Source organism: Enterobacter sp. 302C9, from assembly GCF_034106085.1.
Taxonomy (GTDB): domain Bacteria; phylum Pseudomonadota; class Gammaproteobacteria; order Enterobacterales; family Enterobacteriaceae; genus Enterobacter; species Enterobacter asburiae_B.
On the sequence record NZ_JAWNBW010000002.1, the window covers coordinates 277,910 to 295,985 of the forward strand.

Here is an 18,076-nt window from a genome sequence, read left to right on the forward strand (position 1 = left end):
TTAATCTCCTTTCAGGCAGCTCGCATACTGGTTCGCCAGTTGGCTGAGGAACTGCGAATAGCTCGCTTTGCTCAACTGGATATTCGTACCTAGCGGGTCAAGGGTTCCCATGCGCACGGATGTTCCCCTGGCCACGGCTTCTACGACCGCTGGCCTGAACTGTGGCTCAGCAAAAACGCATGTCGCTTTTTGCTCAACCAACTGTGTTCTGATTTCATGTAAACGCTGCGCACCAGGCTGAATTTCAGGGTTGACGGTGAAGTGGCCCAGTGGGGTCAAACCGTAGTGTTTTTCGTAATAGCCGTAGGCGTCATGAAAAACGAAATACCCTTTACCTTTCAACGGTGCGAGCTCATTACCAACCTGCTTATCGGTTGCGGCTAATTGTGCCTCAAAATCCTTCAGGTTGGCGTCTAGTTTGGCTCTACTTTGCGGCATAAGTTCCACTAATTTGTCGTGGATTGCAACCGCTGAAAGCCGCGCTATCTCTGGGGATAACCAAAGATGCATGTTGTACTCGCCGTGATGGTGATCTCCATCACCTTTTTCGCCGTCTGCGGCATGATGGTCATGTTCGTCGCCGTCGTCATCCGCCCCTTTCATGAGCAACGGTTTCACGCCGGAGAGTTCGGCAATCGCGACCTGTTTTTCACCAGCAACCTGTTTTGCTGACTTCTGCATGAACGCTTCCATTTCCGGACCAATCCAGACGACTAAGTCCGCGTTTTGTAAGCGTTTTACATCTGACGGGCGCAGGGAATAGTCATGCTCAGATGCACCATCAGGGAGCAGAACCTGGGTTTCCGTTACCCCGTCTGCAATGGCAGACGCGATGAATCCGAGTGGTTTAAGCGAAGCGACAACCGCAGCGTTAACATCTTGTGCGGTTGTACCCCAAAGGGCAGCGGATAATGCTGCGAAAAGAAGCGTATTTTTATGTAACATAATGCGACTAATCATCGTAGTGAATGCGTTGAATGTGATATTATAACATTCGTTGACTTCTTCAAGCTTAAAATGACATGACGACATTGGTTTCTCTTGAAAATATTTCGGTCTCATTCGGGCAGCGCCGCGTCCTCTCTGACGTGTCGCTCGATCTGAAGCCCGGCAAAATTCTGACGCTGCTCGGCCCCAATGGCGCAGGCAAATCCACCCTGGTGCGCGTGGTGCTGGGTCTGGTCGCACCCGATGAAGGCGTGATTAAGCGCGAGGAAAAATTGCGTATTGGCTATGTGCCGCAAAAACTTCATCTCGACGCAACGCTGCCGCTGACGGTCAGCCGTTTCCTGCGTCTGCGCCCCGGCACCCGAAAAGCCGATATTCTCCCGGCGCTGAAACGCGTGCAGGCGGGCCATCTTGTCGATGCGCCGCTGCAAAAACTGTCCGGCGGTGAAACTCAGCGTGTTTTGCTTGCCCGCGCGCTGCTGAGCAGCCCGCAGCTGCTGGTACTGGATGAACCAACTCAGGGTGTGGATGTGAATGGTCAGGTTGCGCTTTATGATTTGATCGACCAGCTCCGTCGGGAGCTTGATTGCGCCGTGCTGATGGTGTCTCACGACCTGCATCTGGTGATGGCAAAAACCGACGAAGTGCTGTGCCTCAACCACCACATCTGCTGCTCCGGCACGCCTGAAGTGGTGTCAATGCACCCGGAGTTTATCTCTATGTTCGGCCCACGCGGCGCTGAACAGCTGGGTATTTACCGTCATCATCATAATCATCGCCATGATTTACAGGGACGAATCGTACTGCGTCGGGGAAATGGACACTCATGATTGAACTGTTACTGCCCGGCTGGCTGGCCGGGATTATGCTAGCCTGCGCCGCGGGCCCGCTCGGCTCGTTTGTTGTCTGGCGCAGAATGTCCTATTTTGGCGATACCCTTGCGCACGCATCTCTGCTGGGCGTTGCCTTTGGTCTGCTGCTGGATGTAAACCCCTTCTACGCGGTGATTGTGGTCACGCTGCTGCTGGCCGCCGGTCTGGTCTGGCTGGAAAAGCGCCCTCACCTCGCCATTGATACGCTGCTTGGCATTATGGCGCACAGTGCCCTGTCTCTGGGACTGGTGGTGGTCAGCCTGATGTCGAACATCCGCGTGGATCTGATGGCCTACCTCTTCGGCGACCTGCTGGCCGTGACGCCGGAAGATCTCATCGCTATCGCCGTTGGCGTGGTGGTGGTGCTCGCTATTCTGCTCTGGCAGTGGCGGAATTTACTGGCCATGACCGTCAGCCCAGATCTGGCATTTGTCGACGGCGTGAAGCTGCAGCGCGTAAAACTGCTGCTGATGCTGGTGACGGCGTTAACGATTGGTGTCGCAATGAAGTTTGTCGGCGCGCTGATTATTACGTCGCTGCTGATCATCCCGGCCGCCACGGCGCGTCGTTTTGCCCGTACGCCGGAGCAGATGGCCGGCGTAGCCGTGATTATCGGGATGATTGCGGTAACGGGTGGGTTAACGTTCTCGGCGTTCTATGACACGCCTGCGGGGCCATCAGTGGTGCTAAGTGCGGCGGTGATGTTTATCTTCAGTATGATGAAAAAGACCGCGAATTAACATGGAGGGCGCTGAAGCCCTCACCTGGCCCTCTCCCTCGGGGAGAGGGAACAAAACATTACGGCATTGCCGGTGGCGTAATGCCGAAATGATTCCACGCCCGCACCGTTGCCATACGTCCACGCGGGGTGCGTTGCAGGAAGCCCTGCTGGATCAGATACGGCTCCAGCACATCTTCAATCGTCTCACGCTCTTCCCCAATAGCCGCAGCCAGGTTATCCAGCCCGACAGGGCCGCCAAAGAACTTGTCCAGCACCGCCAGCAGCAGTTTACGGTCCATATAGTCAAAGCCTTCGGCATCGACGTTAAGCATATCCAGCGCCTGAGCGGCGATCTCCGCGGAAATCGAGCCATCGTGCTTCACCTCGGCAAAGTCACGCACGCGGCGCAGCAGGCGGTTGGCGATACGTGGCGTACCGCGGGAACGCTTCGCCACTTCAAACGCGCCCTCTTCGCTCATTTCGAGCCCCATATAGCGGGCGCTACGGCCAACGATGTGCTGGAGGTCCGCCACCTGGTAAAACTCGAGACGCTGCACGATGCCGAAACGGTCGCGCAGCGGAGAGGTCAACGACCCGGCGCGGGTGGTGGCGCCAATCAGGGTAAAGGGCGGCAGATCGATTTTGATGGAGCGCGCGGCCGGGCCTTCACCGATCATGATATCCAGCTGGTAATCTTCCATCGCCGGATAGAGCACTTCCTCCACCACCGGCGACAGGCGGTGGATCTCATCGATAAACAGCACGTCATGCGGTTCGAGGTTGGTCAACATCGCCGCGAGATCGCCCGCCTTCTCCAACACGGGGCCGGAGGTGGTGCGCAGGTTGACGCCCATTTCATTGGCAACGATATTCGCCAGCGTGGTTTTGCCTAAACCGGGAGGGCCAAAAATAAGCAGGTGATCGAGCGCATCGCCGCGCAGCTTTGCCGCCTGGATGAAAATCTCCATCTGGGAACGAACCTGCGGCTGGCCGATATACTCATCAAGCAGTTTTGGGCGGATCGCGCGATCCACCACGTCATCTGCCTGAATAGTGCCTGCCGACACCAGGCGGTCTGCTTCAATCATCCTTTACCTCACAATGCAGCGCGCAGCGCTTCACGAATCAGGGTTTCACTGCTGGCGTCCGGTTTGGCAATTTTGCTCACCATACGGCTGGCCTCCTGAGGTTTATAGCCCAGCGCCACCAGCGCGGCAACCGCTTCCTGCTCGGCGTCATCATCCGTCGCAGGGCCACCGGGAGAGGTCAGTACCAAATCGGCAGCCGGAGTGAACAGATCGCCATGCAGACCTTTAAAGCGGTCTTTCATCTCGACAATCAGGCGCTCGGCGGTTTTCTTACCAATGCCCGGAAGCTTAATCAGCGCCGCAGGATCTTCGCGCTCAACGGCATTCACGAACTGTGGTGCCGACATGCCGGACAAAATCGCCAGCGCCAGCTTCGGACCGACGCCGTTGGTTTTAATCAGCTCGCGGAACAGGGTGCGTTCCTGCTTGTTATTGAATCCGTAAAGCAGTTGGGCATCTTCACGCACCACAAACTGGGTAAAGACAATCGCCTCTTTGCCCGCGTCCGGCAGCTCGTAGAAGCAGGTCATCGGCATATGGACTTCATAGCCCACGCCACCCACTTCCAGCAGCACTAACGGGGGTTGTTTTTCAATGATGATGCCTCTGAGTCTGCCTATCACGTGACGCTCCTGCGTTCTGGGAGAAATTAACTGCCGACATAATAAAAAAAGGCTGGATGTTTATCCAGCCTGATTTCTGATTATCGTAACCTGCCTCGCGCCAGATTGAGCCGCGACTCGCTCATTTGCATCGCGTTCTGGCTGACGTGACAGTGGGTAATCGCAATCGCCAGCGCATCCGCGGCGTCGGCCTGCGGGTTCGCGGGAAGCTTCAGCAGGGTACGCACCATATGCTGCACCTGGCTTTTCTCCGCGCTCCCAATGCCCACCACCGTCTGCTTGACCTGACGTGCCGCGTATTCGAATACCGGCAAATCCTGGTTCACGGCAGCGACGATGGCGACACCGCGCGCCTGACCGAGCTTTAGCGCTGAATCGGCGTTTTTCGCCATAAAGACCTGCTCGATGGCGAAATAGTCCGGCTGAAACTGGGTGATGATCTCCGACACGCCCGCATAAATGAGCTTCAGGCGCGAAGGAAGATCGTCCACTTTGGTGCGAATACAGCCGCTGCCCAGGTAGGTTAACTGGCGTCCCACCTGACGGATAACGCCATAACCGGTGACGCGTGAGCCTGGGTCAATCCCGAGAATAATCGACATCACGCGTCTCCTGTAACGGGTTTAAACGCTCTCATCAGAGAGTCGCTGCAACCTCATCAGAGATTTCACCGTTGTGGTACACTTCCTGCACGTCGTCGCAGTCTTCGAGCATGTCGATCAGACGCAGCAGTTTCGGTGCCGTTTCCGCATCCATGTCCGCTTTGGTGGACGGGATCATGGAGACTTCAGCGTTGTCCGCTTTCAGGCCAGCCGCTTCCAGCGCGTCGCGCACGGCACCCATCTCTTCCCACGCGGTATAAACGTCGATAGCGCCGTCATCGAAGGTCACCACGTCTTCCGCACCGGCTTCCAGCGCCGCTTCCATGATCGCATCTTCGTCGCCTTTCTCGAAGGAGATGACGCCTTTTTTGCTGAACAGGTAAGCAACGGAACCGTCAGTGCCCAGGTTGCCACCGGTTTTGGTGAACGCGTGGCGCACTTCCGCAACGGTACGGTTACGGTTGTCGGACAGACACTCAACCATCACCGCAGTACCGCCAGGGCCGTAACCTTCATAAATGATGGTTTCCATGTTCGCGTCTTCGTCACCGCCCACGCCACGTGCGATTGCACGGTTCAGGGTGTCACGCGTCATGTTGTTTGACAGCGCTTTATCTACCGCCGCGCGCAGACGCGGGTTAGATGCCGGGTCGCCGCCGCCCAGACGCGCTGCTGTCACCAGCTCGCGAATGATTTTGGTAAAGATCTTACCGCGCTTGGCATCCTGTGCCGCTTTGCGGTGTTTGGTGTTGGCCCACTTACTATGACCTGCCATAAAAAGTTCTCCAAAAATCGCGCCTTCTCAGGCTGCGTTAATTACAAATTCTTCAATCGCCTGCCGGTTGCTCCACGACTTGGTCAGTGCGGCGGCATCCGCCGCATTCACCCAGCGGTAGGTCAGGTGTTCGGTAAACACGATCTCCCGTTCATGGGGGAGCGCGAGACAGAACCACGACTCCGTATTGCGCTCGGTACCCGGCGCGTAGCGATGACGTAAATGGCTAAAAATTTCAAACTCCACCGTGCGCTGGCAGTCCTTCAGGGTCAGTTGCTCGCGGGCAACGTCAATGGTGACCTCTTCCTTTACTTCGCGCGCGGCGGCCTGCGACGCGGTTTCCCCCTCTTCCAGACTGCCGGTAACCGACTGCCAGAAATCAGGGTCATCGCGCCGCTGCAACATCAGCACCCGCTTCGTGTCTTCTGCATAAATGACCACCAGGACCGAAACGGGAAGCTTATATGCCATATCAGTTTTTCTCTTCCTTCTTCACCACTTCAATGCCCAGCTCGGCCAGAGAGGCCGGGTTGGCAAAGCTTGGCGCCTCGGTCATCAGACACGCTGCGGCAGTGGTTTTCGGGAAGGCAATAACATCACGAATGTTATCGGTGCCGGTCAGCAGCATGGTCAGACGGTCAAGACCGAAGGCCAGACCCGCGTGCGGCGGCGTACCGTATTTCAGGGCGTCCAGCAGGAAGCCAAACTTCTCGCGCTGCTCCTGCTCGTTGATGCCCAGAATGCCGAACACGGTCTGCTGCATTTCGCCGCTGTGAATACGCACGGAACCGCCGCCCACTTCGTAGCCGTTGATCACCATGTCATAAGCGTTGGCGACCGCATCTTCCGGTGCCGCTTTCAGCTCTGCCGCCGTCATGTCTTTTGGCGAGGTGAACGGGTGGTGCATTGCGGTCAGGCCGCCTTCACCGTCGTCTTCAAACATTGGGAAGTCGATAACCCACAGCGGCGCCCATTTGTTTTCGTCGGTCAGGCTCAGGTCTTTGCCAAGCTTCAGACGCAGCGCGCCCATCGCATCCGCCACGACTTTCTTGTTGTCTGCGCCGAAGAAGATCATGTCGCCGTCCTGCGCGCCGGTGCGCTCAAGGATCGCTTCCACGATGTCCGCGTTCAGGAATTTCGCTACCGGGCTGGTGATGCCTTCCAGACCTTTCGCACGCTCGGTCACTTTAATATAGGCCAGACCTTTCGCGCCGTAGATCTTGATGAAGTTGCCGTAGTCGTCGATCTGCTTGCGGCTCAGTGCCGCACCGCCCGGTACACGCAGGGCGGCCACACGGCCTTTAGGATCGTTAGCCGGGCCAGCGAAGACGGCAAACTCAACGCCTTTCACCAGGTCTGCTACGTCCACCAGCTCCATCGGGTTACGCAGGTCTGGTTTGTCAGAGCCGTAACGACGCTCGGCTTCAGCGAAGGTCATGATAGGGAAATCGCCCAGCTCAACGCCTTTCACGTCGTTCCACAGGCTACGCACCAGGGCTTCCATAACTTCACGCACCTGCTCGGCGGTCATGAAGGAGGTTTCCACATCGATCTGGGTAAATTCTGGCTGGCGGTCAGCGCGCAGGTCTTCGTCGCGGAAGCATTTCACGATCTGATAATAGCGATCGAAGCCGGACATCATCAGCAGCTGTTTGAACAGCTGTGGAGACTGCGGCAGCGCGTAGAATTTGCCTTTATGAACGCGGGATGGAACCAGGTAATCGCGCGCGCCTTCCGGCGTGGCTTTGGTCAGCATCGGGGTTTCGATGTCGAGGAAACCGTGGTCATCCATAAAGCGACGCACCAGGCTGGTGATTTTCGCACGGGTTTTCAGGCGCTGAGCCATTTCCGGACGACGCAGATCCAGGTAGCGGTATTTCAGACGCGCTTCTTCAGTGTTGACGTGGTTGGAGTCCAGCGGCAGCGCTTCTGCACGGTTGATAATCACCAGATCGGACGCAAGCACTTCGATGGCGCCCGTCGCCATGTCGGCGTTGACGTTTTTCTCGTCACGCGCGCGCACGGTGCCGGTAACCTGAATGCAGAACTCATTACGCAGCTCAGAGGCCAGCTTCAACGCATCTGCGCGATCCGGGTCGAAGAACACCTGAACGATACCTTCGCGGTCGCGCATATCGATGAAGATAAGGCTACCAAGATCACGACGACGATTGACCCAACCACACAGGGTTACCTGCTGTCCGACGTGGGACTGACGCAGCTGCCCGCAATATTCTGTACGCATGAGATATCCCTTAATTAGCCGCAGGCTAAATGTCGCCTGGTATGCAGGCTACTATGTCGCAGCTTTCTGTATGTCACAACTGGATGAAAAAAGGCGGCTATTATACTGGAAATTCCGCCGGACGATAAGAGCGAACCACGGCCAGGCGGTCGTTTGCTGCACTCTTATTGCGCATTCTCACAAAAATTAACAAAATTATCCGACCAGGAACAGGCCATCACGTCGTATGGTGTCCGGAAGTGATTCATTTAACGGGAGTAACGATGTTAACACTTGATGCCAGTAAAACCGCACTTGTTGTGATTGATTTACAGGAAGGCATTCTGCCCTTCGCCGGTGGCCCGCATACCGCGGATGATGTGGTCAGCCGCGCAGCTCGCCTGGCGGAAACATGTCGTGCCAGCGGTGCGCCTGTTGTCATGGTGCGCGTCGGCTGGTCTGCGGATTACGCCGAAGCGTTAAAACAGCCCGTTGATGCAAAGGCTTCAGCACGCGCCCTGCCTGAAAACTGGTGGACGTACCCGGCCGCACTCGGCAAACGCGACAGCGACATCGAAGTGACCAAACGCCAGTGGGGCGCATTTTACGGTACCGATCTCGAGCTACAGCTCCGCCGTCGCGGCATCGACACCATCATCCTGTGCGGCATTTCCACCAACATCGGCGTGGAGTCTACCGCCCGCAACGCGTGGGAGCTGGGCTTTAACCTGGTGATTGCCGAAGATGCCTGCAGCGCGGCCTCCGCGGAACAGCATCAGGGCAGCATGACCCATATCTTCCCGCGCATCGGCCGCGTGCGCAGCACGGATGAGATTGTCAGCGCGCTATGATGTACGTGGGCCTGCCCCAGTGGTCGCACCCGAAATGGGTGCGCCTTGGCATCACCAGCCTTGAGGAATATGCCCGGCACTTCAACTGTGTCGAGGGTAACACCACCCTGTATGCGCTCCCTAAAGCCGAGATTGTTACGCGCTGGCGGGAACAAACGACCGACGACTTCCGCTTCTGCTTTAAGTTTCCGGCCACCATTTCCCATCAGGCCGCGCTGCGCAACTGCGGGGATTTGACCGAAGAGTTTTTTACGCGCATGTCGCCGCTGGCGAACCGCATCGGTCAGTACTGGATCCAGCTGCCCGCCACGTTTGGCCCGCGCGATTTACCTGCGCTCTGGCAGTTCCTGGATGCCCTGCCCCGTGAATTCACCTACGGCGTTGAAGTCAGGCATCCTGAATTTTTTGCGAAGGGCGAAGCAGAAAAAGCGCTCAATCGCGGCCTGCTTGAGCGTTCCGTTAACCGGGTGATCCTCGATAGCCGACCGGTGCACAGCGCTGTTCCCCATAGCGAAGCCATCGTTGAAGCTCAGCGTAAAAAACCGAAAGTGCCGGTTCACGCCATCGTGACCGCGCATAATCCAATGGTCAGGTTTATCGGCAGCGATAACATGCAGCAAAATCAGGCGATGTTCGCCGTCTGGCTGCAAACGTTAGCGAAGTGGGAACACACCACCACGCCGTATCTCTTTTTGCATACGCCGGATATCGCCCAGGCGCCCGAACTGGTCGATGCTCTGTGGCAGGCCTTGCAGGCTGCGGTGCCGTCCGTGGGCAGCGCCCCTTCCATCCCACAACAATCTTCTCTTTTCTGATATCACCCCCTATCATAGTGAAGTGCCATCTGCCAAAAACAGGGAGTTTGTATGGTCAGCGCGCTGTATGCGGTGTTAGGTGCATTACTGCTGATTAAGTTTTCATTTGATGTTGTGCGCCTCAGAACGCTGTACCGCGTCTCTTACGGTGACGGCGGATTTTCCGAGCTACAAAGCGCTATCCGCATTCACGGCAATGCGGTCGAATACATCCCCGCAGCCTTAATCCTGCTGCTTTTTATGGAGATGAATGGCGCAGAAACCTGGATGGTGCATATCTGTGGCCTGCTTCTTATTGCTGGCCGCCTGATGCACTATTACGGTTTTCACCACCGCTTGATCCGCTGGCGTCGTTCCGGCATGAGTGCGACCTGGTGTTCGCTTTTGCTGATGGTGCTGGCTAACCTGTGGTATATGCCGTGGGAGTTGGTTTTCTCCCTCCATTAGCGCACAATACGCCACTTTATTTTTCCCGGATTTTTACGTTATGTCAGATCGCGACACGCTTTTTTCCGCGCCTATCGCCAGCCTGGGCGACTGGACCTTCGATGAACGGGTAGCCGAAGTCTTCCCGGATATGATCCAGCGCTCTGTTCCCGGTTATTCCAATATTATCTCTATGATCGGCATGCTGGCTGAGCGCTTCGTTCAACCCGGCACGCAGGTCTATGACCTGGGCTGCTCGCTCGGCGCGGCAACGCTGTCGGTTCGTCGTAACGTTCACCACGAAGGCTGCCGAATCATTGCCGTCGATAACTCCCCGGCCATGGTTGAGCGCTGCCGTCGCCACATTGACGCGTATAAAGCCCCTGTTCCGGTCGACGTGGTGGAAGGCGATATCCGCGAGATTGAGATCAATAACGCCTCGATGGTGGTGCTGAATTTCACCCTGCAGTTCCTGGTGCCTGAAGACCGCCAGCTGCTGCTGGACAAAATTTATCAGGGGCTGAATCCCGGCGGCGCGCTGGTGCTCTCGGAGAAATTCAGCTTCGAAGATGCCGAGGTTGGCGAACTGCTGTTCAATATGCACCACGATTTCAAACGGGCGAACGGCTACAGCGAGCTGGAGATCAGCCAGAAGCGCAGCATGCTTGAAAACGTGATGCTGACGGATTCCGTAGAAACCCACAAAGCGCGTCTGAGCAAAGCCGGTTTTGAGCACAGCGAACTGTGGTTCCAGTGCTTTAACTTTGGCTCTCTGGTGGCGCTGAAAGCGGGAGAATCCGCATGATCGAATTCAGCAACTTCTATCAGCTGATTGCCAAAAACCAGCTTTCCCACTGGCTGGAAACCTTGCCCGCGCAGATTGCCGCCTGGCAGCGCGATCAGCAGCACGGCCTGTTAAAGCAGTGGTCAAACGCGGTGGAGTATCTGCCCGAACTGACCCCGCATCGTCTGGACCTTCTGCACAGCGTAACCGCCGAGAGCGAAGAGCCGCTCCCGGCCGGGCAGATCAACCGCATCGAAACGCTGATGCGTAACCTGATGCCGTGGCGCAAAGGGCCGTTTTCACTTTACGGCGTGAACATCAATACCGAATGGCGCTCGGACTGGAAATGGGATCGCGTGCTGCCCCACCTTTCCGACCTGACCGGACGTACCATTCTGGACGTGGGCTGCGGCAGCGGTTACCACATGTGGCGCATGATTGGTGCGAGGGCGCATCTGGCGGTAGGTATTGACCCGATGCAGCTGTTCCTGTGCCAGTTTGAAGCGGTGCGTAAGCTGCTGGGTAACGACCAGCGCGCGCACCTGCTGCCGCTGGGCATTGAACAACTCCCTGCCCTGAAAGCCTTTGATACCGTCTTCTCCATGGGCGTGCTGTACCACCGTCGTTCCCCGCTTGAACACCTGTGGCAGCTGAAGGATCAGCTGGTCAGCGGCGGCGAGCTGGTGCTGGAAACGCTGGTGATTGAAGGCGATGAACATGCCGTTCTGGTTCCGGGCGATCGCTACGCGCAGATGCGCAACGTTTACTTCATCCCTTCCGCGCTGGCGCTGAAGAACTGGCTGGAGAAGTGCGGGTTTGTGGATGTGCGGATTGCCGACGTCAGCGTGACCTCAATTGAGGAACAGCGCCGCACCGACTGGATGATCACCGAATCGCTGGAGCAGTTCCTCGACCCGGCCGACCACAGCAAAACCATCGAAGGCTATCCGGCCCCGATGCGTGCGGTGTTGATTGCGACGAAGCCGTAGTTTTCCCCTCACCCCGGCCCTCTCCCCATAGGGGCGAGGGAGAAAAACCGCACCGAGCCGTCCCCTCTCTCCTATGGGGAGAGGGTTAGGGTGAGGGGATAAAAAAAGGCCCCTGTTGAAATTGCAGGGGCCTGGTACAAGCAAGCATCATATTGGGCGACATGATGCGCGGTAAAAATCGGTACGTTGCTACACGTGATGGCGCTCAATCAGCGACTTCATTTCCGCAACCGACTCTCCCTCTACGCCATAGCGTGAATACTCATCCGCTTCAGCATCCGTCGACATTGACAATCCTGTATTGCGATAACGCATGGGCGAAGGTATCCATTTACCCGCGGAGCTGTGCAGCTCTTCTACCCCTGCGTTTAAAAACCGTTCCAGATTGCTGGCGCGGACTCCCGCACCCGCCATTATTATTGGAACACCGGAATGTGCTTTTAGTTCCGTAATTAATTGCAGTCCTTTTTCAGCTGACGCCTGCTGACCAGATGTCAGGATGCGCGCCACGCCAAGTTCTCCAAGCGTTTCAAAGGCCTGAAGCGGATCTTTACACATATCAAATGCGCGATGAAAAGTGACGGCCAGCCCCTGCGCGGCGCTCATAATCTGACGCATGCGCGGTATATCGATGTTGCCGTCTTCATTCAGCAGGCCGGTCACCAGCCCCGGAAACCCCAGGTCCCGAACGAGTGCGATATCATCAAGCATGGCACTGAACTCGCCCGCCGTGTAACAAAAATCACCGCCGCGCGGACGAATAATCGGGTGAACGGGAATGGTGACGGCCTGACGGGCAGACCTCAACACGCCGTAAGACGGCGTCAGCCCGCCCTCTTTGGGTGCCGCACACAGTTCAATGCGGTCAGCCCCGTGCTTTTGCGCGGTCACGGCACACTCCACGCTGTAACAACAAATCTCCAGCAGCGCCATTTAATCCTCCTGAAATTCCACTAAACGAAACATCATGCCACGCCGTCCGTTTTCAGTCCCGGCGTGAACTCACATCTCTTACGCTTCGCTGGCAACGATCTGCTCAATGGTCCACGGATGAAACTTAACCGTGACCTGTCCGTCAGTGACGGCCAGCGTCGGGTTAGGTAACCGCTCGCGCTCGCCTTTGGGTGAACTCGTCTTCACAAAAATCCCCGGCTTGCTTAAGCCTTCGTCGGAAAGGAGGGCCAGCGCGCGCGCGTTCAACGTTTCCGGCTCACCCGGCAGGACTATTTCGATATGCTCCCAGCCTTCGTGCGGATAGCGTTTCTCGCCCGGCCACGGCAGTTCAACCACGCTGAAGTGCCAGTGCGCCACGTTCACCGGTTCATGCAGTTTGAACAGGCAAATGGGGCGGCCATTGATGATGTTCTCGGAGAGCAACTCGCCGCACCGTTCGAACCCGCGACGCCAGCGCTCGGCCGTGGCATTCTGATGACAGCGCAAAGAGATGTGATCGGCCTCAAGCGGCGCGATATCCAGACCGAGACGGGTGGCAAGATCTGTGAACGCCTGGGTGAAGCGCGGTAAATCTGCGGAAATATCATGCAGTTCGTCAATGGATTGCCAGTTCGCCATAAGTCACTCTCTTTTCATGTCGCAAAGCCGCTAATTTACTCTGTTGCCCTGTTTTGACCAACCGCAGAATCCGGCTTTTTGCGACTGCATGATTATGCACACCTTCACCGCCTGGATTCTGAGCAATCTTCAGGCCCCGCAATGCTGACGCCAGAGGGCATTTGCAGTATACTCCCGCCCTAAATTCTTTAACTGGCGCGGGCGGTTGTAAGCCCGCATCAAAAACGTAAGGTATCCAGGTGAATATTCAGGCTCTTCTCTCCGAAAAAGTCAGTCAGGCACTGATTGCCGCAGGCGCACCTGCGGATTGCGAACCGCAGGTTCGTCAGTCAGCAAAAGTACAGTTTGGCGACTATCAGGCTAATGGCGTGATGGCAGTGGCTAAAAAACTGGGCATGCCGCCGCGACAGCTCGCTGAGCAGGTACTGACGCATCTGGATCTTTCCGGCATTGCCAGCAAAACCGAAATCGCCGGTCCGGGCTTTATCAACATCTTTCTTGAGCCTGCATTCCTGGCAAGCCACGTTGACGCGGCCCTGAAATCTGACCGTCTGGGCGTTTCCCAGCCGGAGGCGCAGACCGTCGTGATCGACTACTCTGCGCCGAACGTGGCAAAAGAGATGCACGTTGGCCACCTTCGCTCCACTATCATCGGTGACGCCGCGGTGCGCACGCTCGAGTTCCTCGGTCACAAGGTGATCCGCGCGAACCACGTGGGCGACTGGGGTACCCAGTTCGGCATGCTGATTGCTTACCTGGAAAAACAGCAGCAGGAAAACGCGGGTGAAATGGCGCTGGCGGACCTTGAAGGGTTCTACCGCGAAGCCAAAAAACACTACGACGAAGACGAAGCCTTTGCCGAGCGAGCGCGCAGCTACGTGGTTAAACTGCAGGGCGGCGACCAATACTTCCTCGAGATGTGGCGCAAGCTGGTCGACATCACCATGTCGCAGAACCAGCTGACCTATAACCGCCTGAACGTCACCCTGACCCGTGACGACGTGATGGGTGAAAGCCTCTATAACCCAATGCTGCCCGGCATTGTGGCTGACCTGAAAGCCAAAAACCTGGCGGTAGAGAGCGAAGGCGCAACGGTGGTGTTCCTTGATGAGTATAAAAACAAGGAAGGTGAACCGATGGGCGTGATCATCCAGAAAAAGGATGGCGGCTACCTCTACACCACCACAGACATCGCCTGCGCGAAATACCGTTACGAGACGCTGCATGCTGACCGCGTGCTGTACTACATCGACTCCCGTCAGCACCAGCACCTGATGCAGGCGTGGACCATCGTGCGTAAAGCCGGTTACGTGCCGGATTGCGTGCCGCTGGAACACCACATGTTCGGCATGATGCTGGGTAAAGACGGCAAGCCGTTCAAAACCCGTGCGGGCGGTACCGTGAAGCTGTCCGACCTGCTGGACGAAGCGCTGGAACGCGCCCGCCGTCTGGTGGCTGAAAAGAACCCGGACATGTCTGCCGATGAGCTGGAAAAACTGGCCAACGCCGTGGGTATCGGTGCGGTGAAATACGCGGATCTCTCCAAGAACCGTACCACCGACTATATCTTCGACTGGGATAACATGCTGGCGTTTGAAGGTAACACGGCGCCTTACATGCAGTATGCCTACACCCGCGTGCTGTCGGTGTTCCGTAAGGCGAACATTGATGAAAACGTACTGGCGAATGCGACAGTGACCATCACGGAAGATCGTGAAGCACAGCTGGCGGCGCGCCTGCTGCAGTTTGAAGAGACGCTGACGGTTGTCGCGCGTGACGGCACGCCGCACGTGATGTGTGCTTACCTGTACGATCTGGCGGGTCTGTTCTCCGGCTTCTACGAGCACTGCCCTATTCTGTCTGCGGAAAACGAATCGGTCCGCAACAGCCGCCTGAAGCTGGCGCAGCTCACGGCGAAGACCCTGAAGCTGGGTCTGGATACCCTGGGTATCGAAACCGTAGAACGCATGTAATACAAAAAACCCGGCGCAAGCCGGGTTTTGTTTTGTAGCCCCGGTAAGCGCAGCGCCACCGGGGATATCCGCAGGTTCAAAAGTATTTCCGCAAATACTCCGTCAGACACAGTATCGCCATCGCCTGTCCGTACGGCATCGACGTCAGCGGGATCTGGCGATAAAACTCAAGATCGCTGCCCATGCCCGTGCCGAACGACGTTTGCAACAGCTCGCCTTCCGGCGAAATATTTTTGACGATACCGCGAATCGCTTTTTCTGCCACTTCGGCATACTCCGTGCCAACGTAGCGCTTGCGCACGGCTTTCAGAATACCGTAGGCAAACCCTGCCGTGGCGGACGCCTCAAGATAAGAATGTGGATCGTCGAGCAGCGTATGCCATAGCCCGCTGTCGTCCTGATATTTCGCCAGCGCGGCAATCTGCGCATTCAATACCTGCACCAGGTAGCGGCGCACGGCGCTGTTTTCCGGCAGATCCACAAGCTCAAGGAAGTCCGGGATCGCGATGGTGAGCCAGCTGTTGCCGCGCGCCCAGCGGGCACGGGCAAAGTTATGGTTGCCGTCGTAGCTCCAGCCGTGGAACCACAGCCCGGTCTCCCGGTCCATCAGGTTCTGCACGTGCAGCAGGAACTGATACACCGCCTCTTCAACGTATTCCGGTTTGTTGAGCAGCTTGCCGATTTTCGCCAGCGGCAGCACCGTCATCATCAGCGTGTCATCCCACATCTGTTGATGGTTTTCTTCCGCCAGGGTGATGTGCTGCATCCCGCCGTGTTGCGTGCGCGGCATCTCGGCCATCGCCCATTCCGCCCAGCTTTCCAGCCACGGCCGCCAGGCCTGATTTTTGGTCTCTTCGTAGCGATAAGCCAGCGTCAGGAACGGCGACATGGTATTCACGTTTTTGGTGGTCGCGCCTTCCGCAAAGCGGTCAGCAAACCAGCTGTCGATGATGTCTCGCATACCTTCGTCGCCGGTCTGGCAGAAATATTGCCAGATACCGTACAGGCCAACGCCGTGCGTCCACTCCCATCCGGCCCAGCCTTTAGTGTCGATCACGCGCCCGTCGTCCAGCCGCAGCAAAAATTCACCCGTTTTGTCGTGGATATTGACCAGGCTATGCGTCACCTTTTGAATCAGCGATTTCAGTTCGTCCCGGGCGATAAAGCGCTCTGGCTGACGTAATAACGGGCTATGTTTGACAGGCCAAACTTTCATCATCTTAACCTCTGTTGTATGTCGAATTCAGTACCGCGCGATCCTTCAGCGAGGGTGCCGCTGGCTTATTGCGATTCAGATAACCGATGTTGTTATTGCCCCACAGTGACTCATAAGGCATACCGGCCAGCATCTCGACGGTGGCGCGGGCGTGTGGCGTCGCTGACTCAGGCATCGCATGACCACACTCACGCATTTTCGCGGTCTCCTCGCGCAGCGTGCTGTGGGTCTGCAAATTGAGCCTGAAGCGCAGGGAAACGAGGAAGCCGCAGAACAGCACCAGGATCGTGCCCACGCTCAGGATCGTCAAAATGGTGTGGCTCACTTCCGCAGGCTGCACTTTCTGGCCGCTGACAAAGCCGGACATCTGCATCACGATACCCACCAGCATCACCGCACCGGCCTGTGACGCCTTACGGGTCAGGGTCATGATGCCCGCGAAGATCCCTTCGCGGCGCTGGCCGGTGATCGCTTCATCCACGTCAGCAATGTAGGTATAGGTGTTCCACGGCACGTAGTTGATACCGCCGCGACCGAGACCGGCAACCGCTGAGATCAGCAACAGCAGAGCGTAGACGTCGCTCAGGCCCGCGTAATAGAGCATGGCGTAAGAGAGAGACGCCAGACCAAACAGCACCACGACCATGCGGTAGGACGGTGCAGGCCCGAAACGGATGCACAGCGGGATCATGGCGATAACCGCAAAGAACTGGAAAATAGCCATCGTGCCCAGCAGATTGGACGCCATTGACGCTTCCTGCATCAGCACGAACACCACGTAGTAGGTGAATACCGCATTAAACACGTCCTGCGCGATATAGCCGCCAAGGTACATGCCCAGATGCTGACGGAAAATCTTGATGCGCAGCGTGGAGCTTAACTCAACGATCAGGCGGTTGAGGCTCTGCCCCAGCGTCAGCTTCTTCTTCTCTTCTTCAGCACGCAGCGCCGCTTCTGACCACTCTTCGCGCGGGCGTTCCCAGGTAAAGAACCAGACGAAGGTTAGCATCAGGGCGCAGAGCAAGGAGAAGACCAGGCTTGCGTAGAAGAAGGAGATGGCGTTTTCTTTCCCGAAGTGGGTTAACAGGATCCCCGGCAGGAAGGAGGCCAGAATGGCGGACATCTGCGCCATTGAGATACGCGCCCCGGAGAACTTGGTTTTCTGTTTAAAGTCATCGGTCATTTCCGGTACCAGCGTTTCGTACGGCACCAGAATCATGGTGTAGACAATATCAAACACCAGATAGGTCAGCAGGTAGTACCAGAAGCTCATGTCCCCAACCCACATCAGCGAGTAGCTGAACACGCACGGAATCCCCAGCAGGATAAAAAACTTACGACGGCCGAAGCGCTTACCGAGCCAGGTCGTCCCAAAGTTATCGGTTAAAAAGCCCATTAACGGGCTAACGACGGCATCCAGCACCCTTGCAGCGGCAAAGATAAACGTTGCTTCGATCGGTGAGAGCCCGCAGAAGGTGGTATAAAAATATAAAAGCCAGGCCGCCGTCAGGGCGGTGGTACCCGCCCCGAGGAAATCGCCTGACCCGTAAGCGAGATAATTTGCGAGCCCAATTTTACGTGTTCTCATTGCCGTCAC

Annotated in this window: 19 protein-coding genes; 8 read left to right on the plus strand and 11 right to left on the minus strand. The window is 56.8% G+C overall.

All coding sequences use genetic code 11. The features are described from left to right. Entirely contained in the window at nt 1-945 is a 945-nt protein-coding gene (gene znuA / locus UR289_RS07035; RefSeq protein ID WP_045404493.1) for a zinc ABC transporter substrate-binding protein ZnuA, read from the minus strand. 77 nt (nt 946-1,022) lie between these two features. On the opposite strand from znuA, the gene znuC reads away from it, so the two are divergent. Beyond that, nucleotides 1,023-1,778 (plus strand): zinc ABC transporter ATP-binding protein ZnuC, encoded by a 756-nt coding sequence (gene znuC / locus UR289_RS07040; RefSeq protein ID WP_023312233.1) that lies wholly within the window; start codon nt 1,023-1,025, stop codon nt 1,776-1,778. After that, nucleotides 1,775-2,560 carry a zinc ABC transporter permease subunit ZnuB gene (gene znuB, locus UR289_RS07045; RefSeq protein WP_048979928.1) on the plus strand — a complete coding sequence of 262 codons (786 nt, stop codon included), beginning with the start codon at nt 1,775-1,777 and terminating at the stop codon, nt 2,558-2,560. Before znuC ends, znuB begins: the two co-directional genes overlap by 4 nt. Before the next feature lie 58 nt (nt 2,561-2,618). Here the strand turns inward: znuB and ruvB are convergent, their stop codons facing one another. From ruvB to aspS, 6 genes are all read right to left on the minus strand, one after another. After that, complete coding sequence (ruvB, locus tag UR289_RS07050) at nt 2,619-3,629, minus strand: Holliday junction branch migration DNA helicase RuvB (RefSeq protein ID WP_023312235.1); 1,011 nt, start codon at nt 3,627-3,629, stop codon at nt 2,619-2,621. An 8-nt stretch (nt 3,630-3,637) separates the two neighbouring features. Further along, nucleotides 3,638-4,252 carry a Holliday junction branch migration protein RuvA gene (ruvA, locus tag UR289_RS07055; protein ID WP_023312236.1) on the minus strand — a complete coding sequence of 205 codons (615 nt, stop codon included), beginning with the start codon at nt 4,250-4,252 and terminating at the stop codon, nt 3,638-3,640. A gap of 80 nt (nt 4,253-4,332) precedes the next feature. After that, nucleotides 4,333-4,854: a crossover junction endodeoxyribonuclease RuvC gene (gene ruvC / locus UR289_RS07060; RefSeq protein WP_003859749.1), complete on the minus strand. Its 522-nt coding sequence runs from the start codon at nt 4,852-4,854 to the stop codon at nt 4,333-4,335. Nucleotides 4,855-4,888: 34 nt separating this feature from the next. Then, nucleotides 4,889-5,629 carry a YebC/PmpR family DNA-binding transcriptional regulator gene (locus tag UR289_RS07065; protein WP_008500447.1) on the minus strand — a complete coding sequence of 247 codons (741 nt, stop codon included), beginning with the start codon at nt 5,627-5,629 and terminating at the stop codon, nt 4,889-4,891. 27 nt (nt 5,630-5,656) lie between these two features. Beyond that, nucleotides 5,657-6,100 carry a dihydroneopterin triphosphate diphosphatase gene (nudB, locus tag UR289_RS07070; RefSeq protein ID WP_033145850.1) on the minus strand — a complete coding sequence of 148 codons (444 nt, stop codon included), beginning with the start codon at nt 6,098-6,100 and terminating at the stop codon, nt 5,657-5,659. Between the two features lies 1 nt (nt 6,101). Continuing rightward, nucleotides 6,102-7,874 (minus strand): aspartate--tRNA ligase, encoded by a 1,773-nt coding sequence (gene aspS / locus UR289_RS07075; RefSeq protein ID WP_023312238.1) that lies wholly within the window; start codon nt 7,872-7,874, stop codon nt 6,102-6,104. A gap of 263 nt (nt 7,875-8,137) precedes the next feature. Here aspS and UR289_RS07080 point away from each other — a divergent pair, with 263 nt between their 5' ends. Genes UR289_RS07080 through cmoB form a run of 5 tightly spaced genes read left to right on the plus strand, consistent with a single transcriptional unit; the run spans nt 8,138 to nt 11,718 of the window. Continuing rightward, on the plus strand, nt 8,138-8,704 hold the full coding sequence (locus tag UR289_RS07080) for a hydrolase (protein WP_048979930.1): 567 nt from the start codon (nt 8,138-8,140) through the stop codon (nt 8,702-8,704). Continuing rightward, nucleotides 8,701-9,519 (plus strand): DUF72 domain-containing protein, encoded by an 819-nt coding sequence (locus tag UR289_RS07085; protein WP_047061095.1) that lies wholly within the window; start codon nt 8,701-8,703, stop codon nt 9,517-9,519. The genes UR289_RS07080 and UR289_RS07085 overlap by 4 nt, the downstream gene beginning before the upstream one ends. A 51-nt stretch (nt 9,520-9,570) precedes the next feature. Further along, nucleotides 9,571-9,966 (plus strand): MAPEG family protein, encoded by a 396-nt coding sequence (locus UR289_RS07090; RefSeq protein ID WP_021240443.1) that lies wholly within the window; start codon nt 9,571-9,573, stop codon nt 9,964-9,966. A gap of 40 nt (nt 9,967-10,006) precedes the next feature. Further along, nucleotides 10,007-10,750 carry a carboxy-S-adenosyl-L-methionine synthase CmoA gene (cmoA, locus tag UR289_RS07095; RefSeq protein WP_029741772.1) on the plus strand — a complete coding sequence of 248 codons (744 nt, stop codon included), beginning with the start codon at nt 10,007-10,009 and terminating at the stop codon, nt 10,748-10,750. Then, nucleotides 10,747-11,718, plus strand: a complete 972-nt coding sequence (cmoB, locus tag UR289_RS07100) for a tRNA 5-methoxyuridine(34)/uridine 5-oxyacetic acid(34) synthase CmoB (protein WP_320709562.1) — start codon at nt 10,747-10,749, stop codon at nt 11,716-11,718. Before cmoA ends, cmoB begins: the two co-directional genes overlap by 4 nt. 189 nt (nt 11,719-11,907) lie before the next feature. Here the strand turns inward: cmoB and cutC are convergent, their stop codons facing one another. Together cutC and UR289_RS07110 are read right to left on the minus strand one after the other, a co-directional pair. After that, nucleotides 11,908-12,651, minus strand: coding sequence for a copper homeostasis protein CutC (gene cutC / locus UR289_RS07105; protein ID WP_094935600.1), 744 nt, complete (start codon nt 12,649-12,651; stop codon nt 11,908-11,910). Nucleotides 12,652-12,729: 78 nt separating this feature from the next. Further along, a complete protein-coding gene (locus tag UR289_RS07110) occupies nt 12,730-13,290 on the minus strand; it encodes a VOC family protein (RefSeq protein WP_320709564.1) in 561 nt (186 codons plus the stop codon). Nucleotides 13,291-13,529: 239 nt separating this feature from the next. On the opposite strand from UR289_RS07110, the gene argS reads away from it, so the two are divergent. Beyond that, complete coding sequence (gene argS / locus UR289_RS07115) at nt 13,530-15,263, plus strand: arginine--tRNA ligase (protein WP_033145858.1); 1,734 nt, start codon at nt 13,530-13,532, stop codon at nt 15,261-15,263. 76 nt (nt 15,264-15,339) lie between these two features. Here the strand turns inward: argS and UR289_RS07120 are convergent, their stop codons facing one another. After that, nucleotides 15,340-16,479 (minus strand): glycoside hydrolase family 105 protein, encoded by a 1,140-nt coding sequence (locus tag UR289_RS07120; RefSeq protein WP_320709670.1) that lies wholly within the window; start codon nt 16,477-16,479, stop codon nt 15,340-15,342. 4 nt (nt 16,480-16,483) lie between these two features. Beyond that, nucleotides 16,484-18,067: an MFS transporter gene (locus UR289_RS07125; RefSeq protein WP_039263661.1), complete on the minus strand. Its 1,584-nt coding sequence runs from the start codon at nt 18,065-18,067 to the stop codon at nt 16,484-16,486. Nucleotides 18,068-18,076: the final 9 nt, after the last annotated feature.

Coding starts and splice junctions, on each gene's coding strand:
- znuA (WP_045404493.1), bottom strand. CDS start 945: ATGTTACATAAAAATACGCTTCTTTTCGCAGCATTATCCGCTGCCCTT.
- znuC (WP_023312233.1), top strand. CDS start 1,023: ATGACGACATTGGTTTCTCTTGAAAATATTTCGGTCTCATTCGGGCAG.
- znuB (WP_048979928.1), top strand. CDS start 1,775: ATGATTGAACTGTTACTGCCCGGCTGGCTGGCCGGGATTATGCTAGCC.
- ruvB (WP_023312235.1), bottom strand. CDS start 3,629: ATGATTGAAGCAGACCGCCTGGTGTCGGCAGGCACTATTCAGGCAGAT.
- ruvC (WP_003859749.1), bottom strand. CDS start 4,854: ATGTCGATTATTCTCGGGATTGACCCAGGCTCACGCGTCACCGGTTAT.
- UR289_RS07065 (WP_008500447.1), bottom strand. CDS start 5,629: ATGGCAGGTCATAGTAAGTGGGCCAACACCAAACACCGCAAAGCGGCA.
- nudB (WP_033145850.1), bottom strand. CDS start 6,100: ATGGCATATAAGCTTCCCGTTTCGGTCCTGGTGGTCATTTATGCAGAA.
- aspS (WP_023312238.1), bottom strand. CDS start 7,874: ATGCGTACAGAATATTGCGGGCAGCTGCGTCAGTCCCACGTCGGACAG.
- UR289_RS07080 (WP_048979930.1), top strand. CDS start 8,138: ATGTTAACACTTGATGCCAGTAAAACCGCACTTGTTGTGATTGATTTA.
- UR289_RS07085 (WP_047061095.1), top strand. CDS start 8,701: ATGATGTACGTGGGCCTGCCCCAGTGGTCGCACCCGAAATGGGTGCGC.
- UR289_RS07090 (WP_021240443.1), top strand. CDS start 9,571: ATGGTCAGCGCGCTGTATGCGGTGTTAGGTGCATTACTGCTGATTAAG.
- cmoA (WP_029741772.1), top strand. CDS start 10,007: ATGTCAGATCGCGACACGCTTTTTTCCGCGCCTATCGCCAGCCTGGGC.
- cmoB (WP_320709562.1), top strand. CDS start 10,747: ATGATCGAATTCAGCAACTTCTATCAGCTGATTGCCAAAAACCAGCTT.
- cutC (WP_094935600.1), bottom strand. CDS start 12,651: ATGGCGCTGCTGGAGATTTGTTGTTACAGCGTGGAGTGTGCCGTGACC.
- UR289_RS07110 (WP_320709564.1), bottom strand. CDS start 13,290: ATGGCGAACTGGCAATCCATTGACGAACTGCATGATATTTCCGCAGAT.
- UR289_RS07120 (WP_320709670.1), bottom strand. CDS start 16,479: ATGAAAGTTTGGCCTGTCAAACATAGCCCGTTATTACGTCAGCCAGAG.
- UR289_RS07125 (WP_039263661.1), bottom strand. CDS start 18,067: ATGAGAACACGTAAAATTGGGCTCGCAAATTATCTCGCTTACGGGTCA.